Source organism: Micromonospora sp. C31, assembly GCF_018070575.1.
Lineage (GTDB): Bacteria > Actinomycetota > Actinomycetes > Mycobacteriales > Micromonosporaceae > Micromonospora.
Map to the genome: position 1 here is coordinate 68,409 of NZ_JAGPXN010000020.1, position 25,948 is coordinate 94,356.

General features: G+C 72.8%; 26 protein-coding genes and 1 pseudogene. 10 read left to right on the forward strand and 17 right to left on the reverse strand.

Annotation, left to right across the window (positions count from 1 at the left end):
• Positions 1 to 125: 125 nt before the first annotated feature.
• Positions 126 to 1,136, reverse strand: coding sequence for a tyrosine-type recombinase/integrase (locus KBX06_RS23020; RefSeq protein ID WP_210838513.1), 1,011 nt, complete (start codon positions 1,134 to 1,136; stop codon positions 126 to 128).
• Between the two features lie 54 nt (positions 1,137 to 1,190).
• Between KBX06_RS23020 and KBX06_RS28040 the strand changes: the two are divergent.
• Both KBX06_RS28040 and KBX06_RS23025 read left to right on the forward strand, forming a co-directional pair.
• A pseudogene (locus KBX06_RS28040) lies at positions 1,191 to 1,256 on the forward strand (AAA family ATPase); the annotation flags it as partial.
• Between the two features lie 79 nt (positions 1,257 to 1,335).
• The gene (locus KBX06_RS23025; RefSeq protein ID WP_247686532.1) at positions 1,336 to 1,629 is read left to right on the forward strand and encodes a hypothetical protein; all 294 of its coding nucleotides are present in this window, start codon (positions 1,336 to 1,338) and stop codon (positions 1,627 to 1,629) included.
• 50 nt (positions 1,630 to 1,679) lie between these two features.
• Here the strand turns inward: KBX06_RS23025 and KBX06_RS23030 are convergent, their stop codons facing one another.
• The 8 genes from KBX06_RS23030 to KBX06_RS23065 form a co-directional block, all read right to left on the reverse strand.
• The gene (locus tag KBX06_RS23030; protein WP_210838632.1) at positions 1,680 to 1,976 is read right to left on the reverse strand and encodes an alpha/beta fold hydrolase; all 297 of its coding nucleotides are present in this window, start codon (positions 1,974 to 1,976) and stop codon (positions 1,680 to 1,682) included.
• Positions 1,918 to 2,592 carry an alpha/beta hydrolase gene (locus KBX06_RS23035; protein WP_307854729.1) on the reverse strand — a complete coding sequence of 225 codons (675 nt, stop codon included), beginning with the start codon at positions 2,590 to 2,592 and terminating at the stop codon, positions 1,918 to 1,920. The genes KBX06_RS23030 and KBX06_RS23035 overlap by 59 nt, the downstream gene beginning before the upstream one ends.
• A 98-nt stretch (positions 2,593 to 2,690) precedes the next feature.
• Entirely contained in the window at positions 2,691 to 5,081 is a 2,391-nt protein-coding gene (locus tag KBX06_RS23040) for an excinuclease ABC subunit UvrA (RefSeq protein WP_210838517.1), read from the reverse strand.
• Between the two features lie 80 nt (positions 5,082 to 5,161).
• On the reverse strand, positions 5,162 to 5,572 hold the full coding sequence (locus KBX06_RS23045) for a VOC family protein (RefSeq protein WP_210838519.1): 411 nt from the start codon (positions 5,570 to 5,572) through the stop codon (positions 5,162 to 5,164).
• Positions 5,573 to 5,577: 5 nt separating this feature from the next.
• Positions 5,578 to 6,027: a helix-turn-helix transcriptional regulator gene (locus tag KBX06_RS23050; protein ID WP_210838521.1), complete on the reverse strand. Its 450-nt coding sequence runs from the start codon at positions 6,025 to 6,027 to the stop codon at positions 5,578 to 5,580.
• Positions 6,028 to 6,193: 166 nt separating this feature from the next.
• The gene (locus tag KBX06_RS23055) at positions 6,194 to 7,666 is read right to left on the reverse strand and encodes a hypothetical protein (protein WP_210838523.1); all 1,473 of its coding nucleotides are present in this window, start codon (positions 7,664 to 7,666) and stop codon (positions 6,194 to 6,196) included.
• A 77-nt stretch (positions 7,667 to 7,743) separates the two neighbouring features.
• Complete coding sequence (locus tag KBX06_RS23060; RefSeq protein ID WP_210838525.1) at positions 7,744 to 8,490, reverse strand: trans-aconitate 2-methyltransferase; 747 nt, start codon at positions 8,488 to 8,490, stop codon at positions 7,744 to 7,746.
• Between the two features lie 30 nt (positions 8,491 to 8,520).
• Positions 8,521 to 9,249, reverse strand: a complete 729-nt coding sequence (locus KBX06_RS23065; protein WP_210838527.1) for an SDR family oxidoreductase — start codon at positions 9,247 to 9,249, stop codon at positions 8,521 to 8,523.
• 108 nt (positions 9,250 to 9,357) lie between these two features.
• Here KBX06_RS23065 and KBX06_RS23070 point away from each other — a divergent pair, with 108 nt between their 5' ends.
• Positions 9,358 to 9,819, forward strand: coding sequence for a peroxiredoxin (locus KBX06_RS23070; RefSeq protein WP_307854730.1), 462 nt, complete (start codon positions 9,358 to 9,360; stop codon positions 9,817 to 9,819).
• A 71-nt stretch (positions 9,820 to 9,890) separates the two neighbouring features.
• Entirely contained in the window at positions 9,891 to 10,577 is a 687-nt protein-coding gene (locus tag KBX06_RS23075) for a hypothetical protein (RefSeq protein WP_210838529.1), read from the forward strand.
• A gap of 95 nt (positions 10,578 to 10,672) precedes the next feature.
• Here the strand turns inward: KBX06_RS23075 and cydB are convergent, their stop codons facing one another.
• Both cydB and KBX06_RS23085 read right to left on the reverse strand, forming a co-directional pair.
• Positions 10,673 to 11,671: a cytochrome d ubiquinol oxidase subunit II gene (gene cydB, locus KBX06_RS23080; RefSeq protein WP_210838531.1), complete on the reverse strand. Its 999-nt coding sequence runs from the start codon at positions 11,669 to 11,671 to the stop codon at positions 10,673 to 10,675.
• A 16-nt stretch (positions 11,672 to 11,687) separates the two neighbouring features.
• Positions 11,688 to 13,103 (reverse strand): cytochrome ubiquinol oxidase subunit I, encoded by a 1,416-nt coding sequence (locus tag KBX06_RS23085; RefSeq protein ID WP_210838533.1) that lies wholly within the window; start codon positions 13,101 to 13,103, stop codon positions 11,688 to 11,690.
• Between the two features lie 198 nt (positions 13,104 to 13,301).
• On the opposite strand from KBX06_RS23085, the gene KBX06_RS23090 reads away from it, so the two are divergent.
• The 4 genes from KBX06_RS23090 (at position 13,302) to KBX06_RS23105 (ending at position 17,097) form a co-directional block, all read left to right on the forward strand.
• Positions 13,302 to 14,075 (forward strand): 1-acyl-sn-glycerol-3-phosphate acyltransferase, encoded by a 774-nt coding sequence (locus KBX06_RS23090; protein ID WP_210838535.1) that lies wholly within the window; start codon positions 13,302 to 13,304, stop codon positions 14,073 to 14,075.
• Positions 14,076 to 14,155: 80 nt separating this feature from the next.
• Entirely contained in the window at positions 14,156 to 14,917 is a 762-nt protein-coding gene (locus KBX06_RS23095) for a glycerophosphodiester phosphodiesterase (RefSeq protein WP_210838537.1), read from the forward strand.
• 18 nt (positions 14,918 to 14,935) lie between these two features.
• Positions 14,936 to 16,324, forward strand: coding sequence for an MFS transporter (locus KBX06_RS23100; RefSeq protein ID WP_210838539.1), 1,389 nt, complete (start codon positions 14,936 to 14,938; stop codon positions 16,322 to 16,324).
• Between the two features lie 59 nt (positions 16,325 to 16,383).
• Positions 16,384 to 17,097 carry a thymidine kinase gene (locus KBX06_RS23105; protein WP_210838541.1) on the forward strand — a complete coding sequence of 238 codons (714 nt, stop codon included), beginning with the start codon at positions 16,384 to 16,386 and terminating at the stop codon, positions 17,095 to 17,097.
• Positions 17,098 to 17,101: 4 nt separating this feature from the next.
• Here KBX06_RS23105 and KBX06_RS23110 read toward each other — a convergent pair whose 3' ends face one another.
• Positions 17,102 to 17,560: a hypothetical protein gene (locus KBX06_RS23110; RefSeq protein WP_210838543.1), complete on the reverse strand. Its 459-nt coding sequence runs from the start codon at positions 17,558 to 17,560 to the stop codon at positions 17,102 to 17,104.
• 250 nt (positions 17,561 to 17,810) lie between these two features.
• Here KBX06_RS23110 and KBX06_RS23115 point away from each other — a divergent pair, with 250 nt between their 5' ends.
• Entirely contained in the window at positions 17,811 to 19,331 is a 1,521-nt protein-coding gene (locus KBX06_RS23115) for a potassium/proton antiporter (RefSeq protein ID WP_307854731.1), read from the forward strand.
• A gap of 157 nt (positions 19,332 to 19,488) precedes the next feature.
• On the opposite strand, the gene KBX06_RS23120 is transcribed toward KBX06_RS23115, so the two are convergent.
• The 4 genes from KBX06_RS23120 to KBX06_RS23135 form a co-directional block, all read right to left on the reverse strand.
• Complete coding sequence (locus tag KBX06_RS23120) at positions 19,489 to 20,487, reverse strand: tyrosine-type recombinase/integrase (protein ID WP_210838545.1); 999 nt, start codon at positions 20,485 to 20,487, stop codon at positions 19,489 to 19,491.
• A gap of 47 nt (positions 20,488 to 20,534) precedes the next feature.
• The gene (gene abc-f, locus KBX06_RS23125) at positions 20,535 to 22,172 is read right to left on the reverse strand and encodes a ribosomal protection-like ABC-F family protein (protein WP_210838547.1); all 1,638 of its coding nucleotides are present in this window, start codon (positions 22,170 to 22,172) and stop codon (positions 20,535 to 20,537) included.
• Between the two features lie 328 nt (positions 22,173 to 22,500).
• Positions 22,501 to 22,932 carry an Hsp20/alpha crystallin family protein gene (locus KBX06_RS23130; RefSeq protein WP_210838549.1) on the reverse strand — a complete coding sequence of 144 codons (432 nt, stop codon included), beginning with the start codon at positions 22,930 to 22,932 and terminating at the stop codon, positions 22,501 to 22,503.
• Positions 22,933 to 23,099: 167 nt separating this feature from the next.
• Positions 23,100 to 23,618 (reverse strand): DUF2087 domain-containing protein, encoded by a 519-nt coding sequence (locus KBX06_RS23135; RefSeq protein ID WP_210838618.1) that lies wholly within the window; start codon positions 23,616 to 23,618, stop codon positions 23,100 to 23,102.
• A gap of 234 nt (positions 23,619 to 23,852) precedes the next feature.
• Here KBX06_RS23135 and KBX06_RS23140 point away from each other — a divergent pair, with 234 nt between their 5' ends.
• Complete coding sequence (locus KBX06_RS23140) at positions 23,853 to 25,106, forward strand: hypothetical protein (protein WP_307854732.1); 1,254 nt, start codon at positions 23,853 to 23,855, stop codon at positions 25,104 to 25,106.
• A 37-nt stretch (positions 25,107 to 25,143) separates the two neighbouring features.
• On the opposite strand, the gene KBX06_RS23145 is transcribed toward KBX06_RS23140, so the two are convergent.
• Positions 25,144 to 25,911, reverse strand: a complete 768-nt coding sequence (locus tag KBX06_RS23145; protein ID WP_210838551.1) for an MBL fold metallo-hydrolase — start codon at positions 25,909 to 25,911, stop codon at positions 25,144 to 25,146.
• Positions 25,912 to 25,948 lie beyond the last annotated feature (37 nt).

Consider the following 25,948-nt stretch of genomic DNA (forward strand, 5'->3'; position numbering starts at 1 on the left):
GCCGACGCCCCGACGCCGGGCCACCGGCCACGCCCCTCCACGGCGACAGCCCGACACCCACGCGAGCGGGGTGGGCCGAACGGAGAGGCCGAGCACCGACGCGCCACGCACCCCCGACCCCCGGTCTACGACCGCGCGCCGCGCTGCGCCGGCACCAACCCCGCCAACGCCCGATTCGTACGGTTGGACCGCACCGCCGCGCGCTGCTGACCGGCCGTCACCTCGATGTACGTCTGCGACGACGCCAACGACGCGTGACCCAGCAACCGCATGATCTCCGCCGCGCTCGCCCCGTCCTCCGCCAACCGCGTCGCGAAGGTGTGCCGCAGCGCGTGCAAGCGCGCCCCGCGCGGCACCCGGTCCGTGATGCCCGCCCGTCGATAACAGGACTCCACCAGATACTGCAACCCACCCCGACGCAGCGGCTCACCCTGGCGGTCCACCAGCAGCGGCGCGTCCGGCCGTACCGTCCGCGACCCGAACCGGCGCACCCGACTCTCCAGGTAGCCCACCAGCACCCCGTCCAGTTCCGGTTCGATCGGCACCACCCTCGGCCGCCCGCCCTTGCCCGCCACCTCGACCCGCCGCTCACCCGCACGGCCGGTCAACGACCCCACCCGCAGCGCCAACAACTCCGACAGCCGCAGCCCTCCACAGAGCGCCAACGCCAGCACCGCCAGGTCGCGTTCCGGCCACGGGTCGCGCTGCCGGCCCTCCTGCCGGGCCACCGAGGCGAGCAACTGCTCCGGGGTGTCCGCGCCACGTAGCGGCTTGGGCTGGGGGAGAGGCGCCCGGGGCCGACCCACCGCCGGCATGGGGTTGCCGGCGACCACCCCGTCAGCGACCAGGAAGGAGAAGAAACTGTTCCAGGTGGACCACGCCCGGTGCACCGACGCGGCCGCGCGGGGAGCGGCGAACCGGGCGAACGCCGCGCGCATCACGCGGGCGGTGAGAGCCTCGACGCGCAGCGCGTCGAGGGGGAGGGGAGGGGTGGCTTCCTCGGCTGCCAGTGCGGCGACGGCGCGCAGGTCCCGCCGGTACGCCTCCAGGGTGTGGGGGGAGGGCTTGCGGGTCGCCCGGGCCGTCAGGAACTCCTCGATCAACCGCTTTACCGATTCGTCCTGTTTTTCATGCATAAGGGATATTATGCATGATTTTCGGGTTGGCCGACAACCGTGGGAGAGGGGAGCATGCGGCGGTACGTACTGACGGGTCCGCCGGGCACGGGCAAGACGACACTCGCGGACACGCTGCGCCGGCGCGGGTGGGACGTCGTGGCCGAGGCGGCCACCGACGTACATCGCGGCGCAGCAGGAGGCGGGCTTCGTCGACGCGGTGGCGGGGCTCCAGCGGGAGCGCCGCGACTGCGCCTACCAGCGGCAGGTGTTCCTGGTCGAGCCGCTGGGCTTCGTGACGCCCAGTGCCGCCCGCCGGATCGGCTACGCGGAGTCCCTGGCGTTCGCCCGCGTGCACGAGGAGGTCTACCGGGCGCACGGCCGTCGTCTGATCGCGGCGCCACCCGCGCCGGTACGGGCACGGGTGGCACTGACGGAGGCGCACCTGCGGGGCCTTGCCGACCCGCCGGCCGAGCGGGCCGAGGGAGTGCCCGATCCGGCCGACTTGACATAATGTGCATTATCGAATCGCTGAGCACGGCAGGTCTGCCTGTGGTTTCGAGCCTACGGCGCGGGGCCTTCGCCGTCGTCCCGGTGATTTGTCAGGCACCCTCTCGTCACCGCGGCGCGGAACGCCGCGGTGAACTGGTCCGGTGCTTCCAGCCAGGGATGGTGGCCCGCGTTCGGGATGACGACGACCTCGCACCCGAGGCGTGCTCCGAGCCGTCGCAGGGCCTCGGCGGGACGGCTGTCGTCTGCCCCACCGATGATCACGGAGCCGGCGGGAAGGCGCTCGCGGAGCTCATCCACGTGCGATTCGAGCGGGTCCGCCCTCTTCGCGGCGTTGAGCTGGCTGTTCATCGCGTAGTTGACGGGTCGCAGCGCGCGGGCCGATGCCAGCGCCCAATCTGATGCCCGAGCCCGGTCGGCGTGGTCGGTGAACCACGACAGGGTGAGGTACTCGATCTCTTCGGCGTCGGTGCGCGATGTGCTCGCTTCGAGTTCGTCGAGCCTGTCCTGCTGCTCGTCGGTGCGCCGTGCTCGCTGCGCCGCCCGGTCGGCGTCCCGCCAGGGATCCAGGAAGGGCCCGGCGATCTGTATCGATCCCGCCCACGCGCCCGGGATGCGCCAGCGTGAAGTAGCCGGCCATGTTGGTCCCGAACGAGTGCCCCACCAGGACGACCCGGTCGTGTCCCCACGCGTCCAGCAACAGCGCCAAGTCTCGGACGTGGCGGGCGATCGTGTGTTCCCCCTCCCAGGCCGATCCGCCTGTGCCTCGCTGGTCGTAGCGGTGGACCATGCACAGGTCTTCGACCAGGGCGGCGACCGGGCCGAGATAGTCCGGCAGTCCGGGACCCCCGTGCAGGACGACCAAGGGAGTGTCCGCGTGCTCCAGCGAGCCTGTGGTCCAGGTGCGCAGTCGTACACCGTCGTCCATCTCGATCATCGCGGTCGGCATGGACGTGAGCGTACGCATGCCAAGCGTCTGGATCCTGGCCCGCCGGGGTGCTGCTCCCCCGCCGCCATGGACGCGAGGAGCGTTCGCAGCCGGCGCCTGCCCGCGAACGGCCTCGGTCAGGTGCCGACGTAGGTCGCGAGGTGCTCGCCGGTGAGGGTGCAGGGGGCGGCGACGAGATCGGCGGGGGTGCCCTCGAAGACGATTCGGCCGCCGTCGTGGCCGGCGCCGGGGCCAAGGTCGACGATCCAGTCGGCGTGCGCCATGACCGCCTGGTGGTGCTCGATGACGATGACCGACTTGCCGGCCTCGACGAGGCGGTCGAGCAGGGCGAGTAGCTGCTCGACGTCGGCGAGGTGCAGGCCGGTGGTCGGCTCGTCGAGGACGTAGACGCCGCTCTTCTCGGCCAGGTGGGTGGCCAGCTTCAGTCGCTGGCGCTCGCCGCCGGAGAGCGTGGTGAGCGGCTGGCCGAGGCTGAGGTAGCCCAGCCCGACGTCGGTGAGCCGGGTCAGGATCGTGTGGGCGGCCGGGATGCGGGCGTCGCCGGAGCCGAGGAACTCCTCCGCCTCGGCGACGGACATGGCGAGCACGTCGGCGATGTTGCGGCCGCCCAGCGTGTACTCCAGTACGGAGGCCTGGAACCTCTTGCCGCCGCACTCCTCGCAGGTGGTTTCGACGGTCGCCATGACGCCCAGGTCGGTGTAGATGACGCCGGCGCCGTTGCAGGTGGGGCAGGCGCCTTCGGAGTTGGCGCTGAACAGGGCCGGTTTCACGCCGTTGGCTTTCGCGAACGCCTTGCGGATCGGGTCGAGCAGGCCGGTGTATGTCGCCGGGTTGCTGCGTCGGGAGCCGCGGATGGCGCCCTGGTCGATGACGACGACGCCGTCGCGGCCGGCGACCGAGCCGTGGATCAGGGAGCTCTTGCCGGAGCCGGCGACGCCGGTGATGGCGCAGAGCACGCCGAGTGGGATGTCGACGTCGACGTCGCGCAGGTTGTGGGCGTTGGCGCCGCGGATCTCCAGGGTGCCGGTGGGGGTGCGTACGGTCTTCTTGAGGGTGGCGCGGTCGTCGAGGTGGCGGCCGGTGACGGTGCCGCTCCCCCGTAGTTGTTCCACGGTGCCCTCGAAGCAGACGGTGCCTCCGTGGGTGCCGGCGCCGGGGCCGAGGTCGACGACGTGGTCGGCGATGGTGATCGTCTCGGGTTTGTGTTCGACGACGAGGACGGTGTTGCCCTTGTCGCGCAGTTGTAGCAGCAGGTTGTTCATCCGCTCGATGTCGTGCGGGTGCAGGCCGATGGTGGGTTCGTCGAAGACGTAGGTGACGTCGGTGAGGGATGATCCGAGGTGGCGGATCATCTTGGTGCGTTGTGCCTCTCCCCCGGACAGGGTGCCTGACGGGCGGTCGAGGGAGAGGTAGCCCAGCCCGATCTGCTCGAAGGAGTCGAGGAGGTGTTGCAGGCCCTTGAGCAGGGGGGCCACCGACGGTTCGTCGAGGTCGCGTACCCAGGTGGCCAGGTCGCTGATCTGCATGGCGCAGGTGTCGGCGATGCTCCTGCCGTTGATCTTCGATGAGCGGGCTTCGGGGCTGAGGCGGGTGCCGTCGCAGTCGGGGCAGGTCTGGAAGGTGACGGCCCGTTCGACGAAGGCCCGGATGTGGGGCTGTAGGGCGTCGACGTCCTTGGTGAGGAAGGACTTCTGGATCTGCGGGATGAGGCCGGCGTACGTCAGGTTGATGCCGTCGATCTTGATTTTGGTGGGTTCGCGGTGGAGCAGGTCGTGCAGTTCCTTCTTGGTGAACCTGTTGATGGGTTTGTCGGGGTCGAAGTAGCCGCAGCCGCGGAAGATGCGGCCGTACCAGCCGTCCATGCTGTAGCCGGGGATGGTGAGGGCGCCCTCGTTGAGTGACCTGCTGGCGTCGTAGAGGGCGGTCAGGTCGATGTCGTTGACGGTGCCCATGCCCTCGCAGCGTGGGCACATGCCGCCGAGGCGGTGGAAGGTGGCCTTCTCGGCCTTGGTCCTGGTGCCGCGTTCGACGGTGATCGCGCCGCTGGCCCGCACGGTGGGGATGTTGAAGGAGTACGCGTTGGGTGAGCCGATGTGGGGTCGGCCGAGCCGGCTGAACAGGATGCGCAGCATGGCGTTGGCGTCGGTGGCGGTGCCGACGGTGGAGCGTGGGTTGGCGCCCATCCGTTCCTGGTCGACGATGATCGCCGTGGTGAGTCCTTCGAGCAGGTCGACCTCGGGTCGGGTGAGCGACGGCATGAAGCCCTGCACGAAGGCGCTGTAGGTTTCGTTGATCATCCGTTGTGACTCGGCGGCGATGGTGCCGAACACCAGTGAGCTCTTGCCTGAGCCGGAGACGCCGGTGAAGACCGTGAGGCGGCGTTTCGGGATCTCGACGGTGACGTCCTTGAGGTTGTTGACGCGGGCGCCCTGTACGCGGATCAGGTCGTGGCTGTCGGCGACGTGCGGCGCGGGTGCCGGGGTGGGCGTCCTCGGGGCCGGGCTCATCGTGTCTCCATCTGTTGCGCGGCAGGCCGTCTTCGCGGTCTGGGCGGGCGTTGCTGGCTGGTGTCGCGGTAGCCGGAGGCTCAGCGTTGCTCGTTGATGCGGATCAGGTTGCCCGTGGGGTCGCGGAAGGCGCAGTCGCGCACGCCGTACGGCTGTTCGGTCGGTTCCTGCACGACGTCGGCGCCGGTGGCCTGCAACCGGTCGAAGAGGCCGTCGAGGTCGTCGGTGGCCAGGGTGATGGCGCCGTAGCTGCCCTTGGCGATCAGTTCGAGGATGGTCTGGCGCTCGGCGTCGGTGATGCCGGGGTCGACGGCCGGCGGGTGCAGGACGATGGACGTGCCGGGCTGGTTGGCGGGGCCGACGGTGAGCCAGCGCATGCCGTCGTAGCCGACGTCGTTGCGGACCTCGAAGCCGAGGGTGTCGCGGTAGAAGGTCAGGGCGGCGTCGGCGTCGGTGTGTGGGAGGAAGGCGTAGTGGATGGTGACGTTCATGCCGGTCACGCTAGTTGTGGCTGGGTGGCCCGTGCTTCTCGATTCCTGATCGGTCTGGTCACCTGTCGGGTGATGCACGACGGCAGCTCCGCCGTGGTGTGGGCGGTGCGGGCGCGGTAGGTGCTGGGTGGGACGCCGACGAGTTCGGTGAAGCGGGTGCTGAAGGTGCCGAGGGAGGCGCAGCCGACGGCGAAGCAGACCTCGGTGACGCTGAGGTCGCCGCGACGCAGCAGGGCCATGGCGCGTTCGATGCGCCGGGTCATCAGGTAGGCGTACGGGGATTCGCCGTAGGCGAGGCGGAACTGGCGGCTGAGGTGTCCGGCCGACATGTTCGCGCCGCGGGCGAGTGCTTCGACGTCCAGTGGTTTGGCGTACTCGCGGTCGATGCGGTCGCGCACGCGGCGCAGCCGCGCGAGGTCGCGCAGGTGCTGTGCTGCGGCGGAGGTGCTGCTCACGTGCTGGATCGTGCCACGTCGTGTCGGAGTTGCGCAGCAGGGCTCGCGGTCGGTGCGCCACGGTCGGTGCGAGGCGTCGGTGGGCGGGTGTCGGTGGTGACCGGCGGGCGGGCGCAGCGAGCTGTGGCCGCCCGCCGGGTCTGTGGCGGTGCGGGGCCTGTTCGGGTCAGGCCGGGTGGAGGGCGCGGTGCAGGCGTCGGGCCTCGGTGACGAGGCGGCTCGATGCGCTTCGGGCGGCGACGTCGGCCAGGCCGGGCACGTCGGTGTGGACGCCGGTCGTGGTGGCCGTCTCGGCGGCCAGGCTGAGCAGGTCGGGTAGGCCGCGTGGGGTGCGGGGTGCGGCGAGGAGTGCCGGTAGTGCGGCGGCGATCAGTCGCCACACGGTCAGTGGTGCTCCGGCGAGGGCGGCGTCGCGTAGTGGTTCGAGTGCTCTGGACAGCTTCACGAGTTGCTCGGCGACCAGTTGGCCCAGGTGGTGGCCGGTCGCGGTGGCGTCGAGTTGCCCGGCTGCGGCGAGGGCGAGCAGGGCGTCGAGGGCGGCGACGCGGTCGGTGCCGTGGCGGGCGCCGAGGCCGTAGGCCAGGGCGAGGTCGAGTGCGGCGCCGCCGGGGCCGGTGCTGTCGGCGAGCAGCGGCAGCAGGCTCGCGCCGTCGCGTTGGTCCATGTCGGCGGTGGCGGCCACGACCGGCAGGGTGTACGCGGCGACCACTGCCCGGTGTCCCGGCAGGATCGACGGCCACAGGTTCATCCAGGCGGAGTGTTCGATGGCGACGGGTGGGGGGTCGGCGGTCAGCAGGCCGTGCGGGTCGGCGGATGCGTCGGGTGGGCGCAGTTCGACCATGATGCGTTTGGCTGGCAGTTGGTCGTGTTCCCAGTCGTGGCCGTTCCTGCGGGGGCGCCGGGTGACGGTGGTGACCCGGACGAGTGGTTGTGGTAGCCCGCCGGCGCGTAGCCAGGTGGCGAGCCGCTCCCCCGCCGGGGTGCCCAGCGCGGCGGCCTTGCCGGCTGCGGTGTCGTCGGTGTCGACGGGCAGGCGCAGCAGTGCCTGGGTGAGGTCCCAGTGCCAGGGGGGTGCGGTCGCCGAGGGTCGCGAGGCGCTCCACCAGGGCGAGCGGGTCGAGGGCGCCGTTGGCGTGGGTGGGGGTGGCGAGCAGGCCGGGGTGTCCCGGCTGGTCGTTGACGTGTGCGCCGATCTCGGCGAGGCGGGCTCGGAGCAGCCGGTGTGGTGGGGGTACCCGGGGGTCGGTGGTGAGTAGTTGCGGTGTGGGGGTGGCGGGGTCGGTGCGGCCCAGCGCGGCGAGCAGGGCCTCCCATCGGCTGCGGCGGTGGGCCTGCTGGTCGGTGGCTGCGGCGGTGGTGAGGAGGTCGACCACGACCGCGCACAGGCAGAGGGGTCGTGGCGGTGTTCGTTGCCCCAGGACCGGTGTCGGCGTGCGATGACGGGGGCGAGGGTGGCGTGCAGCCGGGCGCCGTCGGTGGCGGTGAGGCGCACGAGTGCGTCGAGGATGCGGTCCAGGGGTGCGCCTCGTGTCGGGGTGGCGAGCAGGGCGGCTGTCTCTTCGGCGAGTTCGTCGACGTCGGTGATGGGGGCGGGTGCCGGTGCGGGTGGCGGGTGCCGGTACGTCTGCGTTGCGCTCACGTCGGGCGGACGGTAGACGGCCCCACCGACAGCATCGGGTCGTACGGTCGTGGCGGGTGTGCCGGTCGGCGGCGGCCTCAGGGTCGGTTGGTGTGGGGGCGGCGGGCGAGCACGAGGGTGGTGCGCAGGCGTAGCACGACGGTGCCGCCGAAGCCGTCGACGAGGGTGCGCATCGCGGTGGCCGCGCGGGTCTGCTGCTCGGCGGTGCGCTGCCGGTAGGGGCCGAAGGTCTGCAGCAGGCGCAGGTAGCCGTCGGTGGTCAGGGTGAGGTCGCGGTGGATGGGGTGGGTGCGTACGTCGGTGAACAGGCCGCTGTCGGTGATGTCGTGGTGGAACCAGTCGGTGGGGCGTCGGGTGGCGGTGGGGTCGACGGCGCGCAGGGTGGTGTCGATGGCGTGGGCCTGCTCGGGGTCGGCGTAGCCGTAGTTGTGGCCGAAGACGGCGAGGGTGCCGCCGGGGGTGAGGGCGGCGTGGGCGCGGGGGTTGCGGGTGGTGGGGTCGAGCCAGTGCCAGGCCAACGCGCAGGCGAGCAGGGGCACGCCGCCCGCGGGTGGCTGCCACCGCTCGAAGGTGTCGGTGACGGCGTGGACCTGGGGGAAGGTGGCGGTGAGTCGGGCGGTCATGCGGGGGTCGGGTTCGATGCAGGTGACGGGGGCGTCGAGGCGCAGCAGCACGGCGGTGCCCTTGCCGGTGCCGGCGCCGATCTCGGTGACCGTGTCGGGGGTGCCGCCGTGGTAGTCGCGGATGAGGTCGGCGAGGGCGCTCGGGTAGTCGGGGCGTGCTTCGTCGTAGAGGTCGGCGATGTCGCCGAAGACGCCGGTCACGGGTGGCATCGTCGCATGGGCGGTGGCGGTTCAGAGGCCGCCGGCGACGCGCAGGACGGTGCCGGTGGTGTAGGTGGCGTCGGGGCCGAGCAGCCAGGCGATGGCGCCGGCGACCTCGTGGGGTTCGCCGGGGCGGCCCAGTGGGATGCGGGCGGCGGCCTGCTCGGGTCGGTCGGGTTGGCCGGAGAGGGCGTGGATGTCGGTGCGGATGATGCCGGGGGCGACGGCGTTGACGCGGATGCCGCGTCCGGCGAGTTCCTTGGCGAGGCCGATGGTGAGGGTGTCGGTGGCGGCTTTGACGGCGGCGTAGTGGACGTATTCGCCGGGGCTGCCGAGGGTGGCGGCGACGGAGGAGACGTTGACGATGGCGCCGCCGCGGTCCATGCGGCTGGCGGCCTGCTGGGCGCAGAGGACGTAGCCGATGAGGTTGACGTCGACGACGTGGCGCAGGTCGGTGGGGTCGAGGTCGACGAAGGCGCCGATGGGGCTGGTGACGCCGGCGTTGTTGACGAGGCCGGTGATGGGGCCGAGGGTGGTGGCGGCGTCGAACAGGGCGGTGACCTGGTCGGGGTCGCGGGTGTCGGCGGGCACGGCGAGGCCGCGTACGCCGGTGGTTTCGAGGTCGGCGAGCACGGCGGTGGCGGCGGTGCGGTCGCGGCGGTAGCTGAAGGCGACGTGGTGCCCGGCGTGGGCGAGGCGGCGGGCGGTGGCGGCGCCGATGCCGCGGCTGCCGCCGGTGATGACGGTGACCGGTGTCAAGGTGCCTCTCCCCTGTGGTGGCTGCGCGCTCGACGCTACCGGGGCGGGCCGGTGGGTCGGCGCATAGGCTCGCGTGCGTATCGGTGGTCGGGGACGTGGAGGTGCGCGGTGGCGGGTGTGGGTGTCGGGGACGTGGTGGACGACTTCGAGTTGCCGGACGAGACGGGTACGCCGCGGCGGCTGTCGGAGTTGCTGGCCAGCGGTCCGGTGGTGCTGTTCTTCTATCCGGCGGCGATGACGCGGGGGTGCACGGCGCAGAGCTGCCACTTCCGGGACCTGGCGGCGGAGTTCGCGGCGGTGGGCGCGACCCGGGTGGGGATCAGCCGGGATCCGGTGGCGAAGCAGGCGGAGTTCTCGCGGCGGTACGGGTTCGACTATCCGTTGCTGTCGGATGTCGACGGTGCGGTGGCGGATCTGTTCGGGGTGCGGCGGCGGCTGCCGTTGGGCGCGTTGGGCACGCGGCGGATGACGTTCGTGATCGGTACCGACCGGCGGGTGGTCGAGGTCATCCACAGCGAGCTCAACATGAACGACCATGCGGACGCGGCGTTGCGGGCGCTGGGGGGTTGATCTTCCGGTTGTCGGGGCGGGCTGGTATCAAGGCAGGCAGCTGAACAGGTGTACGAGGGAAGAGGTTGCTGATGGGTGCCGCTGGCCAGGGTTTGTCCACTGAAGAGGTGCAGAGCATCCGGGAGGCGCTGGCGGCGGGTCGCAAGCCGAAGGTGGTGTTCACCGCCTCGGCGGGTCAGATCGCCGGGCAGGTGGGTCAGGTGGTGGAGTTGACCGATCCGGCGGTCTCCGAGGAGTTCGTGGTGGTCCGGTTCGGTCGCGACGAGTTGCCGTTCTCCCCCGCCGACGTGGCGGTGGCGCCGCGCGGCGCCGGGCGTAGGGCGGCCGAGCCGCAGCCGGAGCCGGAGGCGGCGGTGCAGGCGCCGGTGGAGCCGGAGTTCGTGTTGGACCGGGTGCCGCAGCAGCGGCGGGAGGAGCCGAAGGTGGAGGCGGTGGAGGCGAAGCCCGCACCGGCGCGCAAGGCGGTGAAGGCGGTGAAGCCGAAGGGTCCGGCGGGGCTGACGGTGACGTTGGCGTACGCCGACGGTGAGTGGACGGTGGCGGCGCAGCAGGGCAGCAAGGCGCTGGCGAAGCCGTACGTGGTGAAGCCGGCGGAGGCGTTGCGGATGGTGGCGCTGGTCGACGTGCCGGGGGTGCACGAGGCGGTGGAGCAGATCATGGCGGTCGAGCGGGCCGAGGCGGAGCAGCAGGCGGAGAAGCTGCGCGCGGAGTTGGCGGAGATCGAGGCGCGTCTGGCGGAGCTGCGCGAGGCGCACTGACAGGGCCACGGGGCCGGCGCGGCAGGTGTGTCGCGTCGGCCCCGTGGTGGGTGCCGGTGGCGGCGGCGGGGTGCGCGGCCACCGGCGGGGGTGGGTCAGTGCCGCGGGATGTGGGCCACCCCGATGCGCTTGCGGAACACCCAGTACGTCCAGCCCTGGTAGGCCAGCACGATCGGGGTGAACACCACCGCCACCCACGTCATGATCTTCAGGGTGTAGGGGGTGGAGGCGGCGTTGGTGGCGGTCAGTGTGCCGGCCGCGTCGAGCGTGGAGGGCAGCACGTTCGGGAACAGCGCCGCGAAGAGCGTCGCCACGGCCAGCGCGATGGCCACGGCGGTGCCGGTGAACGCCCAGCCCTCCCGGCGTACCCGGGCGGCGGCCAGGCCGCCGAGCAGCGCCAGGGCGGCGCCGACGGCGAACACGACGGCGGCGGTGCTGGAGCGGATGGTCAGCGTCCAGGTCAGGAACGCCACCGCGAGGGCGGCGGCGGCCACGCCCAGGCGTACCGCGAGCGCGCCGGCGCGTTCGCGGACCTCGCCGACGGTCTTGAGGGCGATGAACACGGCGCCGTGGGTGAGGAACAGGGTCGCGGTGGTCGCGCCGCCGAGCAGGGCGTACGGGTTGAGCAGGTCGAGCAGGCCGCCGACGTACTCGTGGTCGGCGTCGAGTGGTACGCCGCGCAGGATGTTGGCGAACGCCACGCCCCACAGCACGGCGGGCAGCACGGAGCCGACGAAGATGGCGGTGTCCCAGCGGCGTTTCCAGGATGCCTCGGGGCGCTTGTGGCGGTATTCGAAGGCGACGCCGCGGATGATCAGGGCGAGCAGGATCAGCAGCAGCGGCAGGTAGAAGCCGGAGAACAGGGTGGCGTACCACTCGGGGAAGGCGGCGAACATGGCGCCGCCGGCGGTGATGAGCCAGACCTCGTTGCCGTCCCAGACGGGTCCGATGGTGTTGATCAGGACGCGGCGTTCGCGGTCGTCGCGGCCGAGTACGGGCAGCAGCATGCCGACGCCGAAGTCGAAGCCTTCGAGGATGAAGTACCCGGTGAACAGGACCGCGACGAGCAGGAACCAGATGGTGGTGAGTTCCACGGTTTGTCTCCGGTGATCAGTAGGCGAACGCGAGCGGGCGTTCGGCGTCGTCGTGGGTGTCGTCGATGTCGGGGTCGGGGGTCAGGTCGGGTACGCCGGCCTTGGCGTAGCGCAGCAGCAGTTTGACCTCGACGACGGCGAGGGTGGCGTAGATGAGGGTGAAGGCGGTGAAGGAGGTGAGGACCTCGGTGAGCGAGACGCTGCGGGAGACGCCGTCGCGGGTGAGCATCTCGCCGAAGACGATCCACGGTTGGCGGCCCATCTCGGTGAAGATCCAGCCGAAGGAGTTCGCGGCCAGCGGCAGCAGGGGCATGACCAGGCCGGCGCGCAGCAGCCACCTGCTGGTGGGGGTGCGGCCCTTGCGTTGGCTCCAGAGCACCAGCAGGGCGATGGCGGCGGCGGCCATCCCGAAGCCGATCATGAAGCGGAAGCTCCAGTAGGTGACCGGGATGATCGGGGTGTAGCTGCCGGCGCCGTACTGGGCGGCGTACTGGGCCTGCAGGTCGTTGATGCCCTGCACGGTGCCGTCGGGGTCGCCGGTGCCCAGCCAGGACAGCAGGTGCGGGATCTTGAGGGCGAACAGTTCGCGGCTGCCGTCGAGGCTGCCGATGGTGAGTACGGAGAACGAGGCGGGGCTCTCGGTGGTGTAGAGGCCCTCGGCGGCGGCCATCTTCATGGGCTGCACCTGGGTCATGATCTTGCCTTGGATGTCGCCGGTGATGGCGACGGCGGCGGCGGAGACGAGGGTGACCCAGGAGCCGAACGTGGCGGCGAAGCGGTAGGCGGGGGTGTCGGCGCTGTCGCGGTTGCGTACCAGGTGCCACATGGCGACGGCGACCAGCAGCGAGCCGGCCACCAGGAACGCGCCGGCGATGGTGTGCGGGAACGTGATCATGGCGACCTTGTTGGTCAGCACGGCCACGAAGTCGGTGAGTTCGGCGCGGCCGGTGTCGGGGTTGATGCGGTAGCCGACCGGGTTCTGCATGAACGAGTTCGCCGCGAGGATGAAGTAGGCGCTGAGGTTGCTGCCGATGGCGGCTGCCCAGATGCTGGCCAGGTGCAGGCGCCTGGGCAGCCGGTCCCAGCCGAAGATCCACAGGCCGATGAAGGTCGATTCCAGGAAGAACGCGACCAGTGCCTCGATCGCCAGGGGGGCGCCGAAGATGTCGCCGACGAAGCGGGAGTAGTCGCTCCAGTTCATGCCGAACTGGAATTCCTGCACGATGCCGGTCACCACGCCCATGGCGAAGTTGATCAGGAAGAGCTTGCCGTAGAACTTGGTGAGTTTCAGGTACTTCTCGTCGCCGGTGCGGTGCCACATCGTCTGCAGGATCGCCACCAGCACGGACAGGCCGATGGTCAGCGGTACGAAGAGAAAGTGGTAGACGGTGGTGACACCGAACTGCCAGCGGGCGACGTCCAACGCGTCCACCAGTGACCCCCAGGGCTGTGCATACTACGAGACGTAGTAAATACTACTGCGCGTCGTAGGAAATGCGGCAGGGGCGGGGGTCCCGAAGCGGCCCGGGACCAATGACCCTGATCACCTCGGCCGGGCGGCCCGACGGCCGGCACCCGTACGCCACCCGCCCCGCGCGGGTGGGCCCCCACGTGCGACCATTGCGCGCTGATGGACACCACCCGCCTTACCTGGCAGCCGCCCCTGATCTGGCGTGCCGCACAACTGTTCGCCCGCTTCGTCGTGGCGCTCCTGGCCCGCCTGGAGGTCACCGGCGACGTGCCCGAGGCGTTGCGCCGGGGCCCGCTGATCCTGGCCGCCAACCACATCAGCCCGTTCGACCCCGTCGTGCTCGCCGCCGCCTGCCGCGCCCGGGGCGTCTCCCCCCGGATCATGGCCACCGGCGGGCTGTTCCGTACCCCCGTCATCGGCACCGCGATGCGACGCGCCGGGCACCTGCGCGTCGACCGGGGCACCGCCGCCGTCGGCCGCGCCCTCGACGACGCCGCGACGGCGGTCTCCGGCGGCTCGGTGATCCTGGTCTACCCCGAGGGACGCATCGGCCTGGACCCGGACATGTGGCCCGAACGCGGCAAGACCGGCACCGCCCGGCTCGCCCTGACCTGCGGCGCCCCGGTGATCCCGGTCGCCCAGTGGGGCTGCCACGAGGTGGTGCCCTACCGTGCGCCCAAGGGCCTGCTGGCCGGTGTCGCCCGTGCCCTGGTGCGCCGTCCCGTCGTGCGGGTGCACTTCGGTGACCCGGTGGACCTCACCGACCTGACGCCGGCAGCCCCGGGCGCCGCCCTGCGCGCCACCGACCGGATCATCGGCGCCATCACCGACTCGCTTGTGCCGTTGCGGCCCGACGAGCCCGACCGGCCCCGCCACGTCGACCCGGGTCGCCCGGTCGACACCAGCCGCTCCCGGGGTCGCGGCAGAGCCTGATCCTCGACGCTCGCCCGGCGGGGGCAGCGGCGCCGCCGGCCGGTCACACGCCGGCCACCGCGCCCCGGCATACTCCCCGCGTGACCCACGCCTACCTCGACGGGCCCACACCGCTGGCGTTCGCCCACCGTGGCGGCGCCGCCGAGGGCGACGAGAACACCGCCGCGGCGTTCGCGCGGGCCATCGGGCTCGGCTACCGGTACGTCGAGACCGACGTGCACGGCACCGCCGACGGCGTCGCGGTGGTCTTCCACGACGCCACGCTGACCCGGGTCACCGGCGAGCCGGGGCGCATCGCCGACCTGCGCTGGGCCGACCTGGCCTCGGTACGCGTCGGTGGCGCCGCCGTGGTCCCCCGCCTCGACGAGGTGCTCGACGCCTGGCCGCAGGTGCGGTTCAACATCGACGTCAAGGCCGACGGCGGCGTCGAGCCGGCCGTGTCGACGCTCGCGCGCGTCGGGGCCGGCGACCGGGTGCTGCTGGCCTCGTTCAGCGACGCCCGGCTGGCCCGGCTGCGCGCCCTCACCCAGGGGCGCGTCGCCAGCAGCCTCGGCATGCGCGGGGTGGCCCGGCTGCGGATGGCGTCGCTGACCGGACGGCCGTTGCGGCTGCCCCCGTCGGTGGTGGCCGCGCAGGTACCGGTGCGCTACGGGCGCCTGCCCGTGGTGGACCGCCGGTTCCTGCGCCACGCCCACCGACTCGGCCTGCACGTGCACGTCTGGACGATCGACGAACCTGCCGAGATGCACGAGTTACTCGACCTTGGTGTGGATGGCATCATGACCGATCACGTCGGCGTGCTGCGCGACGTCTACCGCAGCCGCGGCCACTGGGCCGCCTGAACCGTTCGAAGGACCCCGATGGCCGAGACCGTCACCCCCGCCGTGGACGACACCCCCACTCCGGCGAGCACCCGCCGCGAACGCAGCGGCTGGTACTTCTACGACTGGGCGATGTCCGCCTTCTCCACCACCGTCATCACCGTGTTCCTCGGCCCGTTCCTGACCACCGTGACCAAACTCGCCGCCGGCTGCGAACTGGGCGCCGACACCTGCTCCGGGTACGTCCACCCGCTGGGCATCAAGGTCGCCGCCGGCTCGTACTTCCCGTACCTGGTGTCGCTGTCGGTGTTCCTCACCGTCTTCGTGCTGCCGGTCGTCGGCGCGATCGCCGACCGGTCGGCGCACAAGAAGCGGCTGCTCGCCGCCGCCGCCTTCGTCGGCGCCGGCGCGACCGTCGGCATGCTCTTCGTCACCGGCGACCGGTATCTGCTCGGCGGGGCGCTGTTCATGATCGCCAACATCGCCTTCGGCGCCGGTGTGGTGGTCTACAACTCGTTCCTGCCGCAACTCGGTGGCCCCGACGACCGCGACGGCATCTCCAGCCGTGGCTGGGCGCTGGGCTACCTGGGCGGCGGCGTGCTGCTGGGGCTCAACCTCGTCGCGGTCAGCATGCTCGGCGAGGAGGGCAACCACCAGCGCACCCTCGACCTGGCCCGCTGGTCGATCGTGTCCGCCGGCCTCTGGTGGGCGGTGTTCACCCTGATCCCGCTGCGCTGGCTGCGCGAGCACCCCACCGCCGCCGCGCTGGCCGGCGGCAACCCGGTCACCGACGGGTTCCGGCAGCTCGGCCGCACCCTGCGCGAGCTCAAGGCGTACCCGCTGACGCTGTTCTTCCTGCTCGCGTTCCTGGTCTACAACGACGGCATCCAGACCGTCATCGCCCTGGCCAGCCAGTACGGCACCGAGGAGCTGAAGCTCGGGCAGAGCACCCTGATCGTCACCATCCTGCTGGTGCAGTTCCTCGCCTTCGGCGGCGCGCTGCTGCTCGGCGCCCTCGCCAAGCGCATCGGCGCCTGGAAGACCGTGCTGATCAGCCTGGTGCTGTGGACCGGGGTGATCCTCGGCGCGTTCCGGCTGCCCGCCGAGGCGCCGCTGCCGTTCATGATCCTCGGCGCCGCCATCGGCCTGGTGCTCGGCGGCAGCCAGGCGTTGAGCCGGTCGCTGTTCAGCCAGCTCATCCCCGCCGGCAAGGAAGGCGAGTACTACGGGTTCTACGAGATCAGCGACAAGGGCACCAGCTGGCTCGGCCCACTGGCGTTCGGCATCGTGTTCCAGCTCACCAACTCCTACCGGGTGGGCCTGGTGTCCCTGCTGATCTTCTTCGTCGTCGGATTCCTGCTGCTGCTGGCCGTGCCGATGCGTCGGGCGATCGTCGCCGCCGGCAACACCCCGCCCCGGGTGCTCTGAGCCGCACACCGTCCGCGCCGGCCGGATCAAGCGACGTCGATCGGCTAGGCTGCCCGACCGTGACCGACCACGCCGCCGCCCCGACCTGCCTGGCGCGCCCGCCGCTGGGCCCCGACGACTCCCCCGCCGGGTGCGCCGCGGCGCGGGGCGTGGACGGGCGCCCGCTGCACGCCGCGGCGTTGAAGTTCTTCTGGGGACCCATGGACTGCGGCAAGTCCACGATGGCGTTGCAGATGAACCACAACCACTCCCGGCAGGGCCGCCGCGGCCTCGTCACCACCCGCATCGACCGCTCGCTCGGCCCGCAGGTCACCACCCGCATCGGCCTGGCACACGAGGCCGTCGAGGTCACCGACGAGGTGGACCTGCGTGCCCTCGTACGCGACACCTGGGCCGAGGGCGTGCGGGTGGACTACCTCATCTGCGACGAGGCGTCGTTCTACAACCTGGAGCACATCGAGCAGATGGCCGAACTGGTCGACAGCTACGACGTCGACGTGTACGCGTTCGGGCTGGCCACCGACTTCCGGTCGTGCCTGTTCCCGGCCGCGCAGCGGCTGTTCGAGCTGGCCGACGAGGTGGCCCGCATCCAGGTCGAGGTGCTCTGCTGGTGCGGCCGGGAAGGGCTGCTCAACGCCCGGGTGGTCGACGGTCGGGTGGCCCGCGAGGGCCTGCAGGTCGTCATCGGCGACACCGTGGACAACGCCGAGGTGCGCTACCAGGTGCTCTGCCGCCGGCACTACCGCGCGGGCGAACTCGGCCCCCGCGGCTGAGGCCTCAGTACGGGTCGCCGCACACCCGCCAGTCGCCGTCCTCACGCACCACCGACAGCTTCCGCTCCTCGGTGCGGCCGCTGTCGCGCGTCAGCCGTACGGTGACCGTGCCGCGTGGGCGGCCACCCCGGGTCGCCACCGACACGTCGACGATCTCGTAGCCGTCGACCACCGGCGGGGTGCGCAGCCAGCTGGTGAACCCGAGCGGGCTCCACCGGCTACGCGCGTCGGCGCACAGCCGGTCGTACGCGCCGTCGGTGTCGCCCGCCGCCACCGAACGCAGGAACCCGTCGGCGGTCTCCCGCACCGGGCCGCTGGCCTGCGTGACCACCTGCACGTTCCAGGCACCCAGCCCGGCCACCCCGACGCAGCACATCAGCACGGTCACGCCCGCGATCACCAACCCGGTACGCACCGGGCGGCCCCGACGGGCCGGCCGGCTCCACGGCTGCTCAGCGCCCACCCGTCGACCGTAGAGAACCGCTGGGCCCGTCCGCAGGAAAGTCGGCACGCTCGTCTTGGCGCCCCGACCCGCCAACGTCGAGGACGGTCCGCCGGACGGATGCTCGTGAGCGCCTGGCCCGCACCGATCGTGAAGGGCCTCGTCGCCGGAGCCCCTGATCCGGGCACCGGCCAGGCGCTATGGTGGTCCTTCGCGCTGGGTGCCGACCTGATTCGCGGCGTGGCCGCCCATCGCGAGCGAGGGGACCGACGTGGACCTCGGTGAGCTGTACGTGATGCTGGCCGTCGGCACCGGCGTCGTCCTGGCCAGCGTCGGTGCCGCGCGGCTGGCCAGCCGGCTGGGCATGCCGGTGCTGCTGGCGTACCTCGCCGTCGGCCTGCTGCTGGGCCAGGACGTCGCCGGCTTCCCGTTCGACGACGCGGCCCTGGCCCAGGCCCTGGGCCTGGCCGCGCTGGCGGTCATCCTGGTGGAGGGCGGCCTGACCACCAGGTTCAGCGACGTACGCGGGGTGCTGGCGCCCGCGTCGGTGCTGGCCACCGTCGGCGTGTTCGTCAGCGTCGCCGTCACCGCCGCGGCGGCTCACCTGCTGCTGGACGTCGGCTGGCAGATGGCGCTGCTGCTGGGAGCGGTCGTGTCGTCCACCGACGCCGCGGCGGTCTTCTCCGTGCTGCGTGCGGTGCCGCTGCCCCGGCGGCTGACGAGCCTGGTGGAGGCCGAGTCCGGGCTCAACGACGCCCCCACGTTGATCCTGGTGCTCGCCTTCAGCGCCGCCACCCTCGACGCCGTCGCGCCCCTGCCGCTGGTCGCCACGATGGCCTACCAGCTGCTCGCCGGTGGCGCGATCGGCGTGGCGACCGGCGCGGCCGGCGTGTGGCTGCTGCGCCGGCTGACCCTGCCCACGTCCGGCCTGTACCCCATCGCGACGGTCGCCTGCGGGGTGCTGGCCTTCGCCGTCGCCGGCCTGACCCAGACCAGCGGCTTCCTGGCCGCCTACCTGGCCGGGCTGGTGCTCGGCAACGCCGGCCTGCCACACCGGCGGGCCACCCACTCGGTCGCCGAAGGGCTGGGCTGGATCGCCCAGATCGGCCTGTTCGTCATGCTCGGCCTGCTGGCCACGCCCAGCGAGCTGCCCGCCGCGATCGTGCCCGCCGTCGTGGTCGGCACGGCGCTGCTGCTGCTCGCCCGGCCCGCCTCGGTGCTGGTCTCGCTGGCCGCGTTCCGGATCCCCCTGCGCGAACAGGCCTTCCTGTCGTGGGCGGGACTACGCGGTGCCGTGCCGATCGTGCTGGCCACCATCCCGGTCGTCGGTGGGGCCCCCGACAGCGAACAGGTCTTCAACATCGTCTTCGTGCTCGTCGTGGTGTTCACCCTCATCCAGGCCCCCACCCTGCCGTGGCTGGCGCGACGGCTCCGCCTCACGTCGCACGAGCTGGGAGCCGACCTGCAGATCGAGCTGGCACCGCTGGACGCCATGGAGGCCGACCTCATCCACGTCACCGTCGAACCCGGCTCCCGCCTGCACGGCGTCTACCTGCCCGAGCTGCGGCTGCCGCCGCCGGCCGCGACCACCCTCGTGGTGCGCGGCGAGGACACCTTCGTACCCGACGGGCACACCCGGCTGCGCGTCGGCGACCAGCTGGTCATCCTCACCACCCCACCCGTGCGCGACGCCACCGAACGGCGCCTGCGCGCCGTCGCCCGCGCCGGCCGGCTGGCTACCTGGTTCGGCGAAGCCGAACATGTCGCTTCACCCCACGACAGGAGGCAGTGACGCAGCTGGAGCGCGTGCCGCCGCCGAACTGCCGGTCGCCGGCGCCCGGGGCGGGCATCGCCCGCTGAGCCGCGCGCCGGCCACCCGGACCCGCGGGCCGCGCGCGGCCGCCGACCCCGCCGGGTGGATCTTCGACCCGGGCGCCGCGGCGTCCAGCTCAGCCGCGGCGCCGGGCCCGGGCCGCCCAGATGGCGTACGCGGGGTCGCGGTCGAGGTTGTGCCGGTCGCGGTCGTAGCGGCGGGTGGTGCGCGGGTCGGCGTGGCCCATTGCGTCCTGCACGTCCTCCAGGGGCACGCCCTCGGCGCGGGCGGTGGTGGCGAACGCGTGCCGCAGCGAGTGCGGCGACAGTCTCGCCCACGCCGGGATGCCGGCCGTGCGGGCCAGCCGGCGCACCAGCCGGAACATCGCGTGCCGGTCCAGCCGGGCCCCGCTGGCGGTGACCAGCAGTGGGCCGGTCAGCTCGGGCACCGCCACGCCCTGCGCGGCGGCCCGCTGGGCCAGGTAGGCGTCGAGGGCGTACGCGGTGCCGGGGGTCAGGGCGCGGCGGCGGAACTTGCCGCCCTTGCCGACGAAGCGGACACTGCGGTGGCCCCGCTCCGCGCCGAGGTCGGCCAGGTCGAGCGACACCAGCTCCCCCACCCGCAGCCCGAGGTCGGCCAGCAAGGCGATGGCGGCCCGGTTGCGGGCGGCGGTCGGCCCGGTGTCGGCCTCGGCGGCGGCGAGCAGCGCGTCGACCTCCTCGGGGGTGAGCCCGACCGTGGCGGAGTGGTCCCGGTCGATACGGGGGCGGTCGGCGCCGGCGACCGGGTTGGCCTCCACGGCGCGCAGCTTGACCAGGAAGTCGTACCAACTGGACAGGGCGGAGAGCCGGCGGGCGACGGTGGCCGGGGTGAGCGGCCTGCCGGTACGCACGCCGAGGGTGGCCTCCAGGGCCCGGGCGTACTCGTTGACGTGCAGGAAGTTCGCGTGCAGCGGGTCCAGTTCGCAGGCGGCGCACCAGGCGAGCCAGCCGGCGACGTCGCGCCGGTACGCGTCGCGGGTGTGCTCGGACAGCCGCCGGTTGCGCAGCCACGCCTCGGTGAAGTCGACGGGCCCCCCGGGCAGGGCCAGCGGGGTGGGCCGGCTTGGCCGCGCCGGAGCGTTCGGGGAGAGCATGTGAAAAAGGTTCTCAGCTTCGGGTCGGGAACGGGAGGAGGCGCGCCCTACGCGATCGTGGCCGACGCCGGTTCCTCGACGACGCGCCGGTCGGTCAGCCGCCACCGCCGGTCGACCCCGACCGCCTCGGCGAACCAGGCGTCGTGGCTGACCATCACCAGGGTGCCACGGAACTGCCGCAGCGCCTCTTCCATCACGTCGAGGGCGTCGAAGTCGAGGTAGTTCGTCGGCTCGTCGAGCAGCAGCACCTCGGCCGGGCTGTTCACCAGCACCGCGAGCAGCAACCGGCGCAGCTCACCGGCGGAGAGCACCCGCAACGGCGCGTCCCACTGCTCCGGGCCGAACAGGTGGGCGTCGAGCAGCCGCTCGGCGTCGTCGACGTACACCGGCACCCGGGAGCGGAAGAAGTCGCGGACGGTGACGTCGGTACGCAGCGCGTCGTGGGTCTGCGGCAGCACGGCGACGGGCCCGGCGGCGACGACCTCGCCCCCGGCCGGCGGGTGCTCGCCGGCGAGGGTCCGCAGCAGGGTGGTCTTGCCGGTGCCGTTCGCGCCGGTGAGCAGGATCCTCTCGCCCGCGCGGACACTCAACTCGACCCGGTCGAGCAGCGTGCGGTCGGCGACGCGCAGCGTCAGGGCCCGCGACCGCAGCACCTCGTGTCCACCGACGGTCTCCTGTGGGAACGCCAGCGTCAGCGGCGGCCGGGTGCGGGGCTCGGCGAGCCAGCGGATCGAGTCCATCTGCCGGCGCAGCCGCCGCTCGCGGGCCTTGGCCTTCTTCGCCACCTTCTTGGCGTAGCGGCGCAGCTGGTCGGCGCCGAGGCCGCTGCGCACGGACTCCTCCACCCCGCGGGCCTGCTGCTTGGTGCGGTCGATGTCGGCCAGCCAGCGCAGGTGGTCCTTCTGCTGGGCCTCGTAGTCGAGCAGCAGCCGCTGCCAGCGGCGGGTCTTCTCCGCCCGGTAGTCGGTGTAGCCGCCGGTGTAGGTCTGCGGCGCCTCGTGGATGCCGTCCAGCTCGACGATCCGGGTCACCGTGCGGTCCAGGAACGCCCGGTCGTGGCTGACCACCAGCACCGCGCCCGCGAAGGCGGCCAGCCAGTCGCCGAGCCAGGCGATCCCGTCGGCGTCGAGGTGGTTGGTCGGCTCGTCGAGTACCAGCAGGTCCGGGGCGTGCAGCAGCACCCGGGCGAGGGTGAGCCGGGCCTGCTCGCCGCCGCTGACCCGGCGCAGCGGGGTGTCGTCGGGCAGGTGGTCGATGTCGAGGCGCTGGCGGACCTCCGTCAGCCGGGCCTGCGCCCGCCAGCCGTCCAGCGCCGCCCACCGCTCCTGCGCGTCGCCGTACTCGGCGAGCACCGTGCCGTCACCGTCGGCCATCCGCCGTTCCAGCTCACGCAGCCGTACGGCCAGGGGATGCAGCTCGCCGAGCCCGGCGGCGAGGAACTGCCCGACGGTGGCGTCCGGATCCGGCACCTGCTGGGCGAAGTAGCCGACCCGGACGCCGGGAGCCAGGGCGACGTGCCCGCCCGACGGCGGTTCCTCGCCGGTGAGCACCCGCAGCAGGGTGGACTTGCCCACCCCGTTGGGGCCCACGAGGCCGACCCGGTCGCCGGCGTTCAGGACCAGCTCGACGTCGGTGAACAGCGGCTCGGTGTCGTAGTGCTTGCTGACGGACACGACCTTCAACACGGGTGGTCCTCCGCGGGACGACGGGCGGGCCGTCGACGCCCGGGCGGGCGGACGGCTGGAACCGGCGGCGGCGGGACGGTGCCCCGCCGCGTCCTGCGGGAATCACATCGTGCGGTCGGCTCCTGACGGCTCGGCTGCGCGGATCGCCGTCGAGTCTGGCACGGGCCCCCGGCCCCCGCGACCGGTTTACCCGCCCGGCGTCGCGCGCCGTCACCTGAGCGTGGGTCGCGCCGCGCCGCACGTCGACGCCGCGAGGGCAGGGACGTGCGCCCACGGCCACGCGACGGGGCGGGCGGCCGCGCCGGCCGTCGCGCCCCGTCGCGCCGGATCAGGCGTTGATCTCCTTGCGGCCGTTGCCGTTGGCGGTGGCCGTGATGGTGACCCGGCGCGGCTTGGCCCGCTGCGCGACGGGGATCCGCAGGGTCAGCACACCGTTGTCGTAGCCGGCCTCGAGCTTGTCGGTGTCGAGGGTGTCGCCGAGGAAGAGCCGTCGGGTGAAGGTACCCATCGGGCGTTCGGCGGCGACGAGTTCGACGTTGTCGCCGACCGGCCGGCGACGCTCGGCGCGTACGGTCAGCACGTTGCGCTCGACGGTGCAGTCGATGCTGTCCGGGTCGACGCCGGGCAGGTCGAACGCCGCGTGGAACCAGTCACCGTCGCGATAGGCGTCCAGCGGCATGACCGCGGGGCGCGCGGCGGTGCCGAAGAACTGCTCGGTGATCCGGTCGATCTCACGGAACGGGTCGGTACGCATCAGCATGGTCCCTGCCTCCTCGGTTCTCCTGGCCGAAGGTCCGATAAGTTGAGCCAGGCCGACTCAACTTCCTCCTCTGTATTTAGCGCGTCTCGGCCGTGGCGTCAACTCAGGACCTTCCCGAACCGGTGCTCGGCGAGCACGAGGCGAGGCGGAAGCCACGACGCGGGCGGTCAGTCGCCGATGCGCCAGTAGACGCCCTGCTCCCGGGCCAGCAACTGCTCGTCGACCAGGTAGCGACGAAGCGCCGCGTGGTCGGAGCCGCCGCCCTCGCACCAGCCCCGCAGCACCTCGTCCACCTCCCGCTCCGGATAGCGCACCCCCGGCTCGAAGGACTTCGCCACGTGCGCCAGGACCACCCGCCGCCGGCCGCGCTGCGCCGGCAGGCCGATCAGCCTGTCGTCGCGCACGAAGGTGCGCAGCACGCGGTCCGTGGAGTCGCCGGCCGGACGGGGCGCCGCCGGCGTACGGGCCGCCTGCCGCAGCCGCTCGGCGTCGACCCGCAGGTCACCGTCGCCGCCGGCCACCAGGCCCGCGTCGACGAGCCGGCGGATCGCGGTGAGCACCTGCCGCGCCGACAGACCCGTCCGGTCGGCCACCGCCGGGGCGTCGGCGCCGCCCAACACGATCGCCGCGAAGACCTGCCGCCGTACGTCGTCGGCGAGCGCCCCCGCCAGAGCCTGCGCTGTCATGCCGGCCACCCTGCCAGCCGGCGTACGCGCACCGCACGTCATTTCCGCCCGGCACGGAAGACCGAGGCGGGACGCAGCACGTCCGCGCTCGGGCGGTCGGTCGTCGCCGACGCCCTGCGCGGTGTCGACCCGGTCGGCGCCCGCTCGGCGGAACACGAGACGAACTGGCGCCACGGTTACCTCGGACACTTCCGGCGACTCGTCGAGGCCGGGCTGCTGTCCCGCGACGCCGCGGTGACGATCGCCCGCGACGGGCTCGCCTCGCTGCACCGCCGCATGGCCGTGGTCCACATCGACGGCGCCGAGACCGGCCTCGGCGAGGTGTTCGACGCGCCCACCGGGGCCGAGCCGCTGCACACGGCCACCGTCGCCGGCACCGGCGGGGTCGACCGCGAGTTGTCCCTGCCGTACCGGGGCCGGCGGCTGCGCGGCGACGAGCTTCGCCGCCGGCTCGACGGGTGGGTGACCGCCGGCGTCGTCGAGCCCTCCTGCGCCGAGGCGGTACACGCCGTCATGGCCAACCCGGACTGGCTCGACCTGCGCGACCAGCGCATCGTGGTGCTCGGCGCGGGCGCGGAGATGGGCCCGCTGCCGTCCGTGCTGCGCTGGGGCGGCGACGTCGTCGCGGTCGACCTGCCGCGCCCGGAGATCTGGCGGCGCCTGCTGGACACGACGCGCCGTGGTGGCGGCCGGCTGCACGTGCCCGTCCCCGCCGGCACCGACCCCGACGACGGCGCGTTGGCCGCCCGGGCCGGCGCCGACCTGCTGCACAACCTTCCGCAGGTCGCCGACTGGCTGCTCGGCGTCGACGGTCGGCTCGTGCTGGGCAACTACGTCTACGCCGACGGCGCGACCAACGTCCGCGTCGCCACGGCGGTCGACGCGCTCACTGTCCGCCTACAGGAGCGCCGTGACGACGTGGCGCTCGCGTTCCTGGCCACCCCCACCGACGTCTTCGCCGTTCCCGGCGACGCGGTGCGCCACGCCGAGCGGGGCTACGCGGCGCGCGGCGTGGTCCGCCGGTCGCTGCGGGTCGCCTCCGGCGGCAGGCTCCTGCACCGCAACTACCCGCCGGGCGCCGACCCCGGAGTCAACGACAGCCTCGTGCCGCAGCAGGGACCCAACTACGCCTTGGCGAAACGCCTTCAGCGGTGGCGGGCGACGGTGGCCCGGGACGCGGGGGCGACCGTGTCGTTCACCGTCGCCCCGCCCACCCGGACCCGCTCGGTGCTGCGCAACCGCGCGCTGGCCGCCGCGTACGCCGGTGCGCACCGATTCGGCATCGAGGTGTTCGATCCGGCGACCAGCAACACGCTGATGGCCGCGCTCCTGGTGCACCACCTGCGTACGGGCGGCCCGGCGCTGCCGCACCCCTGGCGGGACGAGGCGTACGGCGCCGCGCACGGTGGACTGTGGCGGGTGCCGTACGCCCCGCGCAGCGCCCTGGGCCTCGCCGTCCTGCTCGGACTCGGCGGCGCGCGGACCTGACCTGCCCCGAGCGGTCCGCCGGCTCCGCGGCGGCCGCTCAGCTCAGCTGGAGACGGTCGGCCAGGTCGGCCCGGGTGAACGCGGCGACCACGTCGTCGCGCCCCTCGGTGAAGTGGGCCCAGCTGTCCACGTGCACCGGCACGACCCGCCGCGCGCCGAGGATGCGGGCGGCCTCGGCGGCCTGGGCGCTGTCGAGGGTGAGCAGCGCGCCGTCGAACATGGGGGTACGCACGGCCCCGGCGAACAGCACGGCGGTGTCGACCGGCCCGAAGCGCTCGGCGATCTGCCGGACCAGGTCCAGCGAGGCGTTGTCGCCGCTGACGTAGAGCGTGGGCAGGTCGGCGGCGGTCAGGACGAACCCGACGACCTCGCCGGTGAGCGGCTCGCAGCCCTCCGGGCCGTGCCGGGCGGGCACGCCCGTCACGGTCACGGTGCCACCGCCGGGGCGCTCCAGCTCGACGGACTCCCACGGCGCAAGGCCCCGGGCGGTGCCGCCGAGGCGACCCGCGCCGCTGGGAGTCGTCACGGTCAGGGCGACGTCGGCCAGCAGGGCCCGACCGGCGCGGTCGAGGTTGTCGGGGTGCTGGTCGTGGGAGAGCAGCACCGCGTCGACGGGGCCGAGGTCGGCCGCGCCGGCGGCGGCGGGGGCGGTCTTGGTCAGGACCATGCCGGGACCCAGCGGGTAGTCGCCGGGGGCGTCGAAGGTCGGGTCGGTCAGGAACCTGAGGCCGCCGTACTCGATGAGGGCGGTCGGGCCGCCGAAGACGCGGACGGGGACGGTCGTCGTGCTGGTGTCGGTCACCACGGTTCCTCACGGTCAGGGGACGGCTCTTGCCGTGAGG